Origin of the sequence: Saccharothrix sp. S26 (assembly GCF_021390395.1) — a bacterium.
Classification (GTDB): domain Bacteria; phylum Actinomycetota; class Actinomycetes; order Mycobacteriales; family Pseudonocardiaceae; genus Actinosynnema.
Map to the genome: position 1 here is coordinate 322,364 of NZ_JAJUWT010000001.1, position 12,772 is coordinate 335,135.

The 12,772-nt window shown below is 72.4% G+C and carries 11 protein-coding genes; 3 read left to right on the forward strand and 8 right to left on the reverse strand.

Annotated elements, in window-relative coordinates; genetic code table 11:
• Positions 1–2 precede the first annotated feature (2 nt).
• A complete protein-coding gene (gene pruA / locus LZG04_RS01515) occupies positions 3–1,628 on the reverse strand; it encodes an L-glutamate gamma-semialdehyde dehydrogenase (protein WP_233812427.1) in 1,626 nt (541 codons plus the stop codon).
• A gap of 114 nt (positions 1,629–1,742) precedes the next feature.
• Here pruA and LZG04_RS01520 point away from each other — a divergent pair, with 114 nt between their 5' ends.
• Positions 1,743–3,284, forward strand: a complete 1,542-nt coding sequence (locus tag LZG04_RS01520) for a CdaR family transcriptional regulator (RefSeq protein ID WP_233812428.1) — start codon at positions 1,743–1,745, stop codon at positions 3,282–3,284.
• A gap of 32 nt (positions 3,285–3,316) precedes the next feature.
• Positions 3,317–4,351, forward strand: coding sequence for an acyl-CoA desaturase (locus LZG04_RS01525; RefSeq protein WP_233812429.1), 1,035 nt, complete (start codon positions 3,317–3,319; stop codon positions 4,349–4,351).
• Here the strand turns inward: LZG04_RS01525 and LZG04_RS01530 are convergent.
• Genes LZG04_RS01530 through LZG04_RS01550 form a run of 5 tightly spaced genes read right to left on the reverse strand, consistent with a single transcriptional unit; the run spans position 4,260 to position 7,899 of the window.
• Complete coding sequence (locus LZG04_RS01530; protein WP_233812430.1) at positions 4,260–4,928, reverse strand: membrane protein insertase YidC; 669 nt, start codon at positions 4,926–4,928, stop codon at positions 4,260–4,262. The genes LZG04_RS01525 and LZG04_RS01530 overlap by 92 nt on opposite strands.
• Before the next feature lie 41 nt (positions 4,929–4,969).
• A complete protein-coding gene (locus LZG04_RS01535) occupies positions 4,970–5,245 on the reverse strand; it encodes a DUF6412 domain-containing protein (protein ID WP_233812431.1) in 276 nt (91 codons plus the stop codon).
• Positions 5,246–5,266: 21 nt separating this feature from the next.
• Positions 5,267–5,881 carry a uridine kinase gene (locus tag LZG04_RS01540; RefSeq protein ID WP_233812432.1) on the reverse strand — a complete coding sequence of 205 codons (615 nt, stop codon included), beginning with the start codon at positions 5,879–5,881 and terminating at the stop codon, positions 5,267–5,269.
• Positions 5,878–6,477, reverse strand: a complete 600-nt coding sequence (locus LZG04_RS01545) for a DUF402 domain-containing protein (protein ID WP_233812433.1) — start codon at positions 6,475–6,477, stop codon at positions 5,878–5,880. Before LZG04_RS01545 ends, LZG04_RS01540 begins: the two co-directional genes overlap by 4 nt.
• Before the next feature lie 9 nt (positions 6,478–6,486).
• Positions 6,487–7,899 carry a GAF domain-containing protein gene (locus tag LZG04_RS01550; protein WP_233812434.1) on the reverse strand — a complete coding sequence of 471 codons (1,413 nt, stop codon included), beginning with the start codon at positions 7,897–7,899 and terminating at the stop codon, positions 6,487–6,489.
• Positions 7,900–8,039: 140 nt separating this feature from the next.
• Between LZG04_RS01550 and LZG04_RS01555 the strand changes: the two genes are divergently transcribed.
• A complete protein-coding gene (locus tag LZG04_RS01555; protein WP_233812435.1) occupies positions 8,040–9,440 on the forward strand; it encodes an aldehyde dehydrogenase family protein in 1,401 nt (466 codons plus the stop codon).
• A gap of 42 nt (positions 9,441–9,482) precedes the next feature.
• Here the strand turns inward: LZG04_RS01555 and LZG04_RS01560 are convergent, their stop codons facing one another.
• Together LZG04_RS01560 and LZG04_RS01565 are read right to left on the reverse strand one after the other, a co-directional pair.
• Positions 9,483–11,072 carry a beta-N-acetylhexosaminidase gene (locus LZG04_RS01560; RefSeq protein WP_233812436.1) on the reverse strand — a complete coding sequence of 530 codons (1,590 nt, stop codon included), beginning with the start codon at positions 11,070–11,072 and terminating at the stop codon, positions 9,483–9,485.
• 87 nt (positions 11,073–11,159) lie between these two features.
• Positions 11,160–12,644 (reverse strand): CYTH and CHAD domain-containing protein, encoded by a 1,485-nt coding sequence (locus LZG04_RS01565; RefSeq protein ID WP_233812437.1) that lies wholly within the window; start codon positions 12,642–12,644, stop codon positions 11,160–11,162.
• Positions 12,645–12,772: the final 128 nt, after the last annotated feature.

Sequence of the window (12,772 nt, forward strand, 5' to 3'; positions counted from 1 at the left end):
GATCACCCCTGGTGCGGGTAGCGGTAGGAGGTCGGAGCCGCGAACGTCTCCTTGATCGAGCGCGGGCTGACCCAGCGCAGCAGGTTGTGCACCGAGCCCGCCTTGTCGTTCGTGCCCGACGCGCGCCCGCCGCCGAACGGCTGCTGGCCGACGACCGCGCCGGTCGGCTTGTCGTTGACGTAGAAGTTGCCCGCGGCGAACCGCAGCTCGTTCTGCGCGTGCACGATGGCGGCCCGGTCCTGCGCGATGATCGCGCCGGTCAGCGCGTACGGCGCGGCGCCCTCCATCTGCTTGAGCACGGTGTCGTAGTCGGAGTCCTCGAACACGTGCACGGCCAGCACCGGCCCGAAGTACTCGGTGGTGAACACCTCGTGCTCGGGGTTGGTGCCCAGCAGCACGGTCGGCCGCACGAAGAAGCCCTCGGAGTCGTCGGCCGTGCCGCCGGCCACGACCTCGAGCTGGTCGTCGGCGTGCGCGGCCCGGAGCACGCCGGAGAGCTTGTCGAAGGAACGGCGGTCGATCACCGCGCCCATGAAGTTCGACAGGTCCGTGACATCGCCCATGGTCAACGACTCGACGTCGGCCAGGAAGTCGTCCTTCACGCGGTTCCACACCGAGCGCGGGACGTAGGCGCGGGAGGCCGCCGAGCACTTCTGGCCCTGGTACTCGAACGCGCCGCGGACCAGCGCCGTGCGCAGCACGTCGACGTCGGCCGACGGGTGCGCGAGCACGAAGTCCTTGCCGCCGGTCTCGCCGACGACCCGCGGGTACGAGCGGTAGTTCGCGATGTTCGCGCCCACCTGGCCCCACAGGTGCTGGAACGTGCGGGTGGAGCCGGTGAAGTGGATGCCCGCGAGGTCCGGGTCGGCCAGCGCCACCTCGGACACGGCCAGGCCGTCACCGGGCAGCAGGTTGATCACGCCGGGCGGCATCCCGGCCTCTTCGAGCAGCCGCATGGTCAGGTGGGCGGCGAAGCTCTGCGTCGGCGACGGCTTCCACAGCACCACGTTGCCCATCAGGGCGGGCGCGGTGGGCAGGTTGCCCGCGATGGCGGTGAAGTTGAACGGGGTGATCGCGTAGACGAAGCCCTCCAGCGGGCGGTGGTCCGTGCGGTTCCACACGCCGGGGGAGGACTGCGGCTGCTCGGCCAGCAGCTGACGGCCGAAGGAGACGTTGAAGCGCCAGAAGTCGATCAGCTCGCACGCGGCGTCGATCTCGGCCTGGATCGCGGTCTTGGACTGGCCGAGCATGGTGGCCGCGTTGAGCGTGGCGCGCCACTTGGTCGCGAGCAGGTCGGCCGCGCGCAGGAGGATGGCGGCGCGGTCGTCGTAGGACATCGCGCGCCACGCGGGCGCGGCCTGCTTGGCCGCGGCGATGGCGTCACGCGTGTCCTGCTGGGTGGCGCCGTGCAGGGTGCCCAGGACGGCGCGGTGGTTGTGCGGCTGCACGACGTCGAAGCGCTCGCCGCCGCCGACCCGCTGCTCACCGCCGATGGTGAGGGTCAGCTCGGTGGGCTCCTTGGCCAGCTCGGCCAGCTTCGCCTGCAACTGCGCCCGCTCCGGGGTGCCGGGGGCGTAGCCGAGGACGGGCTCGTTCACCGGTGCGGGGACCGTGGTCACGGCATCCACAAGCAGCTCCTTCGCCACAGGGTTGGGGTTGACCCAACGGTAGGACTTCCAACCATGCGCACCGTTGTCCGCACGTCTAGGCTTGTCCACCCGTCGTTGTAGAACTGGACAAAGATGAGCCTGCGGCAGGTCCTGATCGCCCTCGGTGATCCGCTGGTCGAGGTGCAGGTCGCGCCGCACGGGCTGGAGGCCGACGTCCTCGACGTGGTCATCCTCGACCCCGACGACACGCCCGACGTGCGGCCCGGCGACCTCGCGTTGATCATCGGGGCGCGCGGACGTGCCGCGTCACCGCTGGTCCGGGCCGCCGCGGCCGGGGGAGCGGTGGCGGTCGCGGTCAAGGTCGACACGCCCTCGCCGGTGCTGCGGCAGGCCGCGGCGGACGCGGGCGTGGCGCTGCTGGCCGTGCGGCCCGAGGTCCGCTGGGAACACCTCGAAGCGCTGGCCCGGGGTGTGGTGCACAACGCGCGCGTGACGGCCGACGCGGGCGCGGGCGAGGTGCTCGGCGACCTGTTCGGCCTCGCCCAGACCATCGCCTCGCTCACCGGCGGCATCGTCAGCATCGAGGACACCGCCAGCCGGGTGCTGGCCTACTCCCGCTCGACCGACGAGGTGGACGAGCTGCGCCGGCTGTCCATCCTCGGCCGCCAGGGACCGGAGCCGTACCTCAAGATGCTCCGCGAGTGGGGCGTCTACCAGCGCCTGCGCTCCGGCGAGGAGGTCGTGCGCATCGACGAGCGCCCCGAGCTGGGCATCCGCCGCCGCATCGCCGTGGGCATCCACGCGGGCACGCAGCCGTTGGGCACGATCTGGGTGCAGGAAGGCGGCACGCCGCTGACCGAGCAGGCCGAACGCGCGCTGCTCGGCGCGGCCCGCGTCACCGCCCTGCACCTGGTCCAGCAGCGCGAGCCCGCCGCCGCGTTCCGGGAGAACCTGCTCGCGTCCCTGCTCGACGGCCGGATGGACGCCGAGGCGATCGCCGAGCAGATCGGCGCCGACCCCGACAAGCCCGCCGCGGTGGTGGTCTTCGCGCTGCGCGGGCCGGAGCACGCCGACCGCACGGAGCACGAGCTGCGCCGGGCCGAGATGACCAGCCTGATCTCCGTGCACGCCGCCGCGTACCGGCGCAGCGCGCTGGTCAGCCGGCAGGGCGGTCGCACGTACGCCCTGCTCACGGACCTGCCGGCGAAGGCGCCGCTGCTGAGCTTGACCAAGGAGATCGTGGCCGCCGCGCGCAAGCACATGGGCCTGCGGGTGCAGGGCGCGATCGGCTCCACCGTGCCCACGGTGGACGAGGTGATGATCTCCCGGGCCGAGGCCGACCGCGTGCTCGACGCGATGTCGCGCGACCTCGACGCCGACGTGGCCACGTTGCAGGACGTGCGCTCCCGCGTGTTGATCAGTGAAACGCTCGCCCTTTTGGCCGAGAACCCGCGCATCCGTGATCCGAGGCTCGCGCGGCTCGATGGGGAACTGGCCCGTTCTCTTTTGGCCTACCTCGACGAATTCGGCGATGTGAAAAGCGCGGCCGCGAAGTTGCACGTGCACCCGAACACGCTCCGGTACCGCGTCCGACGTGCGGCGGAGGTCGGCGGATTCGATCTGGACGACCCGCTGCTCCGGTTGTTCGCCCAGTTGCAACTCAGGCTGGGCTGAAGCGGTCACGGGCCGCGACGTACCCTCCGGGAGTGAGCACCCAAGCCCGCGGCAGCGACTTCGCTGAATTGTCCAGGCTGGTCAAGCAGCAAGGTCTGCTCGACCGGCGCATCGGTTTCTACGTCATGTTCCTGGTCGGCGTGCTGGCCGCGTTCGGCCTCACCGGGGTTTCCATGGTGCTGATCGGCGACTCGTGGTGGCAGCTCGTGCCGGCCGTCGTCCTCGGCGTCGTCTTCACGCAGATCGCGTTCCTCGGGCACGACGCGGGCCACCGGCAGGTGTTCGCCGACCACAAGAACAACCAGGTCATGGGCCTGCTGCTGGGCAACCTGCTGATCGGCGTCGGCTACGGCTGGTGGATGGGCAAGCACACCCGCCACCACGCCAACCCCAACCACGAGGACGAGGACCCGGACGTCGACATCGCCGTGCTCGCGTTCAGCGCCGAGCAGGCCGAGCGCAAGCGCGGCTTCTTCCGCTGGGTCGTCAAGCACCAGGCGTGGCTGTTCTTCCCGCTGCTGCTGCTCGAGGGCTTCAGCCTGCACGTCATCAGCACCGCCGCCGCGGTCCGCCGCGAGGTGAAGGGCTGGCGGCTGGAGCTGGTGCTGATGGGCATGCACGTCGTGGTGTACCTGACCACCGTGTTCCTGCTGATGTCGCCGTTGAAGGCGGTCGTGTTCATCGCGGTGCACCAGGGCGTGTTCGGCGTCTACATGGGCATCTCCTTCGCGCCCAACCACAAGGGCATGCCGGTGCTCCAGGCGGGCCACCAGCTCGACTTCCTGCGCAAGCAGGTGCTGACCTCGCGCAACGTCACCGGCGGCTGGTTCACCGACTTCCTGCTGGGCGGGCTGAACTACCAGATCGAGCACCACCTGTTCCCGAGCATGCCGCGACCGCACCTGCGCCGGGCGCAGGCGCTGGTCCGCGACTTCTGCCACCGCCACTCGGTGTCCTACGCCGAGTGCGGCCTGTTCACCTCGTACGGCTTCGTGCTGAAGTACCTGCACGAGGCGGGAGCTGAACTGCGCGGTACAGCCAAGCTCGCTCCAGCAGGGTCCAGGTAGTCGTCGTCACCAGGTAGATCCCGGCCGCCAGCGGCAGCACGGCGGCGATCAGCACGGTCCCGAACGGCAGCAGCCGCAGCAGCCTGGCGAACGGCGGCTGCGGCCCGCCGGTGCGCAGCGCCACGGCCGCCTGCCAGCGGGACGTGGCGAACGCGACCACCGCGAGCACGGCGAACAGGGCCAGGAACACCGGCGTGTGCGCCCACACCCCGAACCAGTGCGTGCCCAGCGGCACGCCGAGCAGCGTGCCGTCCAGCAGCGGGTTCGGCGTGGTGACCAGCCGGTACATCACCATGAAGAACGGCACCTGCACCAGCGCGGGCAGGCACCCGGCCAGCATGGACGTGCCGTTGGACCGGTAGAGCTCCAGCGTCTTCTCCTGGAGCTCGACCCGGTTCTTGCCGTACTTCTCGGAGAGCTTGCGGACCTCGGGCGCCAAGGCGGCGCGGGCTTTCTCGCCGCGCACGGCGGCACGGCTGAGCGGGTGCACGAGCAGCCGCACGGCGACGGTGAAGGCGACGATGGCCAGGGCGGGCGTGGCGAACGCGGCCAGGGCTGAGCCCAGGGCGTGGAACAAGGGGGAACTCCGTCCTCAGAGCGTGGGGGAACTGCCGGGCCTCAGGAGCTGAGGCCCAGTCCCGGAGCTCGAGGACGGGGACGGCCCGCCGCGTCGGGGTCGCGCAGCCGCAGGAACGCGGCGCGCAGCGACTTCTCGCGGATCGACAGCGACCGCACCCACGCGGGTGCGGCCTGCACCACCGGTGCGGCGGTGAGCAGCAGCACCACCAGGGCCACGGCCGTCACGGCGGCCAGCACCTCGGTGGGCGTGTTGAGCAGGGTGAGGGCGTAGAGGGCGGGCAGGTACAACGCCAACAGCAGCCGCAGCCTGGTCACACCCTCACCCCCTCGTCGATCTCAGTCCACTTTACCCACGAGCGCGGGCCGAGCGGGGTGGTCGTAGCGCACCGTCACATCGGCCTGCGGCTCGTAGGAGGCGTACGCGGGCAGCGTCCACCGCCACTCGTCGGCCGACTGCCGTTCGAGCGCGCCCGGCGACAGCCACAGGTGCACGGCCAGCTCCGCCGGCAGCCACTTGTCCAGCAGCATCGTGCCGTCGAGCAGCAGCACGCCACCCGCGCCGAGCGTCACGTAGTCGGCCCGGTGCGCCCGGTCGGTGGCGGTGTTCCACAGCGCCGGCAGCACCCGCCCCGACCCGCCGGGGTCGAGCGGCTCCAGCACCTCGCGCAACAACCCGCCGACGTCCAGCCACGAGTCGCGGAACGAGTCGGGGTCCTCGTGGCCGTACTCCAGCCGCACGGACGCCGGCCGCAGGAAGTCCCACGCCGACACCCGCAGCACCGGACGTCCCAGCGCGCGCAGCGGCTCCACCAGGGCGTCTGCCAGCTCGCCCGGCTTGGTCGGCAGGGCGCCGTCGACCAGCAATCGGGCCCACGTCGTGCGCGGCAACGCGTCGATCCGCCCGACCAGCTCGTCCACGAGCGTCCGCGGTGACAGGGGTACGACCTTCACGGCAGCGGGTGGTCCTCCCAGCCGGCGGGCAGCACGGGCACCGGCCAGGCCGGGTCCGGCTCCCACGCGCCCCACGCCGGGTCCCACCACGTGGTGCCGTCGGTCAGCATCGCCTCGACCTCCTCGGCGGTGCGCCGGATCCGCTCGGCCTCGGCGTGGTCGTACTTGCCGTCGGCGACCATCTCCTCGAACTCGTCGCGGTCCAGCTCGCGCCAGTCGCCGTCGACCGGCACCCAGAAGTCGAGCGCGTGGTCGAGCGTGTCGAAGCCGAGGGCGGTGCGGCGGAACGGGGCCTGGAGGTTGAGGTAGAAGCCCGCGAACCGGCGCTGGTCGCCCTCCCAGTACAGGTCGACCGAGTAGGCGTCACCGGGGCGGTGCAGCTGGAGCTTGCCGATGCCCTTCCAGTGCGTGCGGCCCAGCTCCTGCCAGTGGTGGGTGCGCGGGTGCGGGTGGAAGCCGAACCCGGTGCCCGGCGCGGTGTAGACGACCAGCAGGTCGGGCCCGTCCCGCACCACCCGGGTCGGGGTCACCACCCACGGCCTGCCGTGCAGCACCTCGCGGCGCAACGCCACGTCCCCTGGCCGGAAGTACCCCATGCGATCAGGCTAGATGAGCGCCCGCCGCAGCCTGGCCGCCGCCACCTCGCGGCGCGGGTCGGTGCGGGGCAGCAGCGCGACCAGGCGTTCCAGCACCGTGACGTCCTCCGCCACCAGCCCGAACGCCCACAGCGCCTCGACGTCACCCCGGTCCAGCACGCCCCGCCGCAGCGCCGCCGACAGGTCCTCCCGCTCCTCGCGCACCACCGGCGCCTCGGACCGGGGGAGCAGCTCGCCCCGGTACGCCGCCGCGGCGGCGCCCACCTCGCCGGCGCACAAGGCGTCACGCACCGCCAGGAAGTCACCGCGCACGTCCGCCGACAGCCGGTACGGCCTGGTCAGCAGCACCGCGCCCAGCTGCGCCCGCAGCCGGTGCAGCTCGGCCCGCACGGTGGTCGGGTTGCCGCGCTCCCCGTACAGGTGCAGCGCCAACCGCTCGGCGGTCAGCCCGCGCGGGTGCAGCGCCAACGCGGTCAGCAGCTCCGCGTGCCGCAACGACAGCGGCAGAGGCCGCCCGTCCAGCGAGCCCTTCGCGTCGCCCAGGAACCGCAGCGCCAGCACGGGTCTTCGCACGCCCGGTCGTGGCACCCGCAGCAGGTACCCCTCGTCCACCTGCTCCAGGACCGCTTCCCGCCCGTCGGCCAGCCGCACGCTCCCGCCGCTCACGTCCACCCGCGAGGTCAGCAGGCCGTGCGGTTCGGCGGCCAGCACCCGGCCGCTCGGGTCCAGCACCGCGCCCGGTTCGCCGCGCAAGCCGATCAGGTGCCGCGCGCTCACCGACCGCAGCCGTTCGTCCCGGGCCGCCAGGCCCGCCCGCAACCGGCCCTCCGCCAACCGCGCCGCCGCCGACACCAGCGCCACCAACGCCGGGTGCGTGCTGGTCAACGGCCCGCTGACGTCCACGACGCCGATCGTGCGGCCGGTGTCCGGGTCGCGCACGGGGCTCGCCGTGCACGTCCACCCGTGGTAGGTGCGCACGAGGTGCTCGGCGGAGTGCACGGTCACCGGCCCGCCCACGGCCAGCGCGGTGCCCATCGCGTTCGTGCCGATCGCGTCCTCGGCCCAGCACGCGCCCTCGGTCAACCGCACCCGTTCGGCCAGGCCGCGCACCGAACGCGAACCCTCGCACCACAGCACGGTGCCGTCCGCGTCGGTGACGATCATGACGTGCTGCGCCTCGTCGGCGATCCCGAGCAGCGTCTCGCGCAACACCGGCAGCGCGGCCGCGAGCGGGTGCGCGGCCCGCCGTTCGGCCACCTCGTCCGGGCCCAGCACCACCGGCGCCTCGTGCCGGTCCGGGTCGATCCGCGCGGCCAGCGACCGGCGCCACGACTGGACGATCAGCTCACGCGTGCCTCGCACCCGCTCCCCGCTCAACACCACCTCGCGCAGGTGCGCGAGCCGTCGCGGGTCCGGTTGCATGGGCGCCTCCCGGACCAGGATGACCCGCCGCCGCCGGTCCCGGCAAGCGAAACGCTGAGCCGTTCGGGTGCAACGCGACTGCAACGTTGTGACGCCGACGCTGCTGCCCACCACCAACGCGAGGACGCGGGAGACGAGACATGGCCAGGTACGCGGCGCCGGGCGCGCAGGGCAGCGTGGTGTCGTACCGGGACCGGTACGACCACTTCATCGGCGGCGAGTACGTGCCACCCGCCAGGGGCGGCTACTTCGCCGACCGCACCCCGGTCACCGGCGAGGTGTTCACCGAGGTGGCCCGGGGCACGGCCGAGGACGTGGACCGGGCGTTGGACGCCGCGCACGGCGCCGCCCGCCGGTGGGGCCGCACGACGCCCGCCGAACGGGCGACCGTGCTCACCGAGATCGCCGACCGGGTCGAGGACCACCTCGAAGCCCTCGCCGTGGCCGAGACCTGGGAGAACGGCAAGCCGATCCGCGAGGCGCTGGCCGCCGACCTGCCGCGGGCGGTGGACCACTTCCGCTACTTCGCGAGCGTGATCCGGGCCCAGGAGGGCCGCATCTCCCAGCTCGGCGAGGACCTGGTGGCCCACCACGTCCCGGAGCCGCTCGGCGTGGTCGGCCAGGTCATCCCCTGGAACCACCCGCTGCTCATGGCCACCTGGAAGCTCGCACCCGCGCTGGCGGCGGGCAACGCCGTCGTGCTCAAGCCCGCCGAGCAGACGCCCGCGTCGATCCACGTGCTGATGGGCCTGATCGCCGACCTGCTGCCGCCCGGCGTGGTCAACGTGGTCAACGGCTTCGGCGCGGAGGCGGGCATGCTGCTGGCCGCGAGCCACCGCGCGGCGAGGGTGCCGGCCGCACCGAAGCCGGGCGGCAAGAGCGCGGTCCTGTTCTTCGCCGACGTGGCGCAGCGGCGTGACGCGTTCTACGACAAGGCGCTGGAGGGCTTCACCGCGTTCACCTTCGGCCAGGGCGAGGGCTCCACGTGCGCCCTGCTCCAGAGCCCGGTCCACGACGAGTTCCTCGCCGACGCCGTCCAGCGCACCAAGGAGGTCCGGCAGGGCCACCCGCTCGACCCGGAGACCGTGATCGGCGCCCGGATCAGCCGCGAGCAGGTGGACCAGGTACTGGCCCACCTGGAGATGGGCAGGCGCGAGGGCGCACGGGTGGTGTGCGGGGGCGAACGCGCCGACCTCGGCGGCGAGCTGTCCGGCGGGTACTACGTCACGCCGACGATCCTGGAATGCGACCACGAGATGCGGGTCTTCCGGGAGGAGGTCTTCGGCCCGGTGGTGTCGGTGACCCGGTTCGACGACTTCGCCAACGCGGTGAAGACGGTCAACGACACGCCGTGCGGCGTCGGCGCGGGCGTGTGGTCGCGCGACGGTGGCCTGGCCTACCGCGCGGGCCGCGAGATCCAGGCGTCCCGGGTGTGGGTGAACAACCACCACGCCCACCCGCGGTCCGGCATCGGCCGGGAGGACCACCGGGTCGCGCTCGACCGCTACCAGCGGACCAAGGACCTGCTGGTCGGGTTCTGAGCCGGAAGGGGGGAGCCGGTGCCACGGCTCCCCCCTTCGCACTCACTTCTTCCAGGGCACCTGCGGCGAGGCGTAGTAGTTCACGCCCATCACGTCCCACCGGTCGGCCTGCGCGGCCAGCCGGACCTTGAACTTCTCCCAGTCGTGCGTCGACCACGGAGACCAGCCCAGCTCCGCGATCGCGGGCAGTCGCGGGAACGCCAGGTACTCCAGGTCCGCGGTGTTGGTGATGGTCTCGCTCCACAGCGGCGCCTCGACCCCGCGCACCGCCTTCGCCGGCAGGCCCTCCACGTACGCGCCGGGGTTCCAGTCGTACGCGTCCTGCACGTCGGTGTACCCGGCCCAGCTCAACCCGAGCTTGGTGTCGGCGTCGTACTTCATGTCCAGGTACGCCTTGGTCGCGGGCGACAGCACGATCTCGCTGCCGCGCGCGGCCGCCTCGACCATGTCCGGCGCGACCGTCTTCGTGCCCCAGAACTGCGGCACCGCCGACACCGGCGGACCGGCCTTGACGAACTCGTGCCAGCCGGTCGCGGTCTTGCCGTGCTTGGCCACCAGCGGCAGCACCTTGTCCATGAACAGGTCGAAGTCCGGGTCGGTGGTGGCGTGGGCCTCGTCGCCGCCGATGTGGAGGTACTCGCCCGGCGTCAACGCGGCCACCTCGCGCAGCACGTCGTCCACGAACTTGTAGGTGATGTCCTTGTTGATGCACAGGGAGCTGAAGCCGACCTCGATGCCGGTGTAGAGCGGCGGCGCGACGCCGTCGCAGTTCAGCTCCGGGTACGACGCCAGCGCGGCGTTGGTGTGGCCCGGCATGTCGATCTCCGGGATCACGGTGATGTGCCGTGCGGCGGCGTAGGCCACGAGGTCCTTGTACTGCTCCTGCGTGTAGTAGCCGCCGGGGCCGCCGCCGACCTCCGTGCTGCCGCCGTGCGCGGTGAGGTTGGGCCAGCTCTTGATCTCCAGCCGCCAGCCCTGGTCGTCGGTCAGGTGCAGGTGCAGCCGGTTGATCTTGTAGAGCGCGAGCTGGTCGACGTACCGCTTCACCTCGTCGACGGAGAAGAAGTGCCGCGCCACGTCGAGCATCGCGCCGCGGTGGGCGTACCGGGGGTAGTCCAGGACCCGCCCGCCCGGAGCGGTCCACGGCCCGCGCTGCTTGGTCTTCGCCTCGACCTTCGCGGGCAGGATCTGCCGGAACGTCTGCACGCCCGCGAACAGGCCGGCGGCCGTGCGCGCCCGGATCAGCACGCCCCGCTCGGTCACGTCGAGCTGGTAGCCCTCCGCGCCCACGCGGGGGTCCGCGCCGACGAGCAGCAGCGAGATGTGCCGCCCGGACGCGCCGGGCACGACCGGCAGCCGGTAGCCCGTGGACGGGCGCAGCACGCCCGCCAGGTACTCGCCGACCTGCCGGGCCCCGGCCGAGCCGGGCTGGGTGAGGATCCTGGTGTCGGCGCTGAGCGTGAACGTCACGCCGGGCCGTGCTGTGACAGTGACGGGAGCGGGCACGATCTGCTGCAACGGCGTCTCCGGAGCTGCTTGGGCGGGAACCGCCGAGCCCACCGCGCTGACGAGCACCAGCGCGGCGAGCGCTCGACCGAACCCGCGCCGTCCGGCGCCTTCTCTGAGAAGCACTGACGTCCTCCTGGCCGGCGTGGATCACCGAGCGGCGGCTCAGGCCACCGTTTCAGCCGGGCCAGGAGGTGTCAAGGTCCAGACCAATCACCGCAGCTTCGGCTTGCCGAGACGACGCCACACCTCGGGGAACCGGTCCTCCACGCGGTGCGCCGCCGCGGTCTCCAAGCCGTGCAGCAGGCCGAACGTGAAGCCGTTCTCCCCGTCCAGCTGCGCCTTCGCGCCCAGCTCGCGCAGCACCGGCCGCGCCACAACGCCGTCCTGGTGCTCGCCCAGCAGCTCCTGCACCGCCTTGACCCGCTTGCGGTAAGCCTTGGCCCGCTTGCCGAACTGCGGCTCGGACACCTCCACCGCGTACCGCAACCGCTTGGCGGCCTTGCGCGCCTCGTGCAGCGCGGTGTCGTCGTGGGCGCCCTCGGCCCGCTTCCGCAGCCTGCGGTAGGTCTTGTCGACCAGCGCCGGGAGCACCTTCGCGGCCTTCTCGTGCGCCACCGGCGTGAACGGCGGGTCGGTGATCAGCGCGTCGATCGCGTCCAGCAGGGCGAAGTACCGCTCGCTGTCCAACGCCGCCACGGCCGCCTCGTGCGCGGCCGCCTCCAGCGGCGCGAAGTGCCGGGTCAACCGGGCCTTCACGGGCCCGAGCACCAGCTCGTCGTCGAGCCGCCCGACCGCGTGCTCGAACCGCGCCCGCAACACCTCCAGGTCGCGGGCCTCGCCGAGCACGCCCGCGAGCCACTTCAGCTCCTCGGTCAACCAGCGCGTCTCGTCGCGTTCCACCACCGTGCCGAACGCCTGCAACGCGCTGCGCATCCGCCGCGTCGCCACCCGCATCTGGTGCACGGCGTCGTCCTCGCCCCGGCGCACGCGCGGGTCCTGGTGCTTCACCGCGTCGGCCTGCTCGCGCAGGTACGCCAGCACCACGTCACCGGCGGACTTGCCGGAGGTGGTCGACGTCGTCGTGGCGGCCACCCGCCCGCCCAGCAGGCGGGTCAGCTTCGCCGACGACGCGGACCGCGTGATGCCGGAGCTCGTCAGCCGTTCCTCCACCCGGTCCAGCAGCGCGACGTCACCGCGCTCGCCCAGCTCCACCTCGATCTCGCGCCACGAGTCGACCGCCGAGTCGTCCACCAGCGCCTGCCCGGACACCAGGTCCTCGACCACCTCGGTGAGCAGGCGGCCCTTGTCGTCCACCAGTTGCCAGCGCTGCCGCGTGGTCTGGATGCGGGCCACCGGCGCCAGCTCGTGGCCGCGCGCGTGCACCTGCACCAGCGAACCCAGCTCCTTCGGCGGCTGCTCGGCCGCGCGACCGGGCGGCAACCGCACCTCTTCGCGCGTGTCCACGCCCACCGGCAGCTTCAGGTGCCAGCCCGCGTCGTCACCGCCCGTGCGGCGGCGCAACGTCAACCCGGCTCGGGCGAGCCTCAGGTCGGCGGTGTCGTAGTAGACCGCCTCCAGGCGTTGCTCCTCGGGTCCCGCCACGGCGGCCACGCCGGGCAGGTCGGCCAGGTCCGGCAGCGCGGCGCCACCGGGGGCCTCGTACTTGCGTTCCGTCTCGTGCACCGACCTCGACATGCACAAGGCATACACCGTTTGGGCGGAGTTCAGGCATGTCACCGTGCGTGATCACCCGTTAACCAGGCCGGGGGTTTGTGTCGGCCCGTACGCGTGGTTTTCCGGTTTCGTCCCTGGACGGGCCTCCC

Excerpts from the sequence above, each read along its gene's own strand:
- LZG04_RS01520 (WP_233812428.1), top strand. The coding sequence starts at position 1,743 with ATGAGCCTGCGGCAGGTCCTGATCGCCCTCGGTGATCCGCTGGTCGAG.
- LZG04_RS01545 (WP_233812433.1), bottom strand. The coding sequence starts at position 6,477 with ATGGGGTACTTCCGGCCAGGGGACGTGGCGTTGCGCCGCGAGGTGCTG.
- LZG04_RS01565 (WP_233812437.1), bottom strand. The coding sequence starts at position 12,644 with ATGTCGAGGTCGGTGCACGAGACGGAACGCAAGTACGAGGCCCCCGGT.
- LZG04_RS01550 (WP_233812434.1), bottom strand. The coding sequence starts at position 7,899 with ATGCAACCGGACCCGCGACGGCTCGCGCACCTGCGCGAGGTGGTGTTG.
- LZG04_RS01555 (WP_233812435.1), top strand. The coding sequence starts at position 8,040 with ATGGCCAGGTACGCGGCGCCGGGCGCGCAGGGCAGCGTGGTGTCGTAC.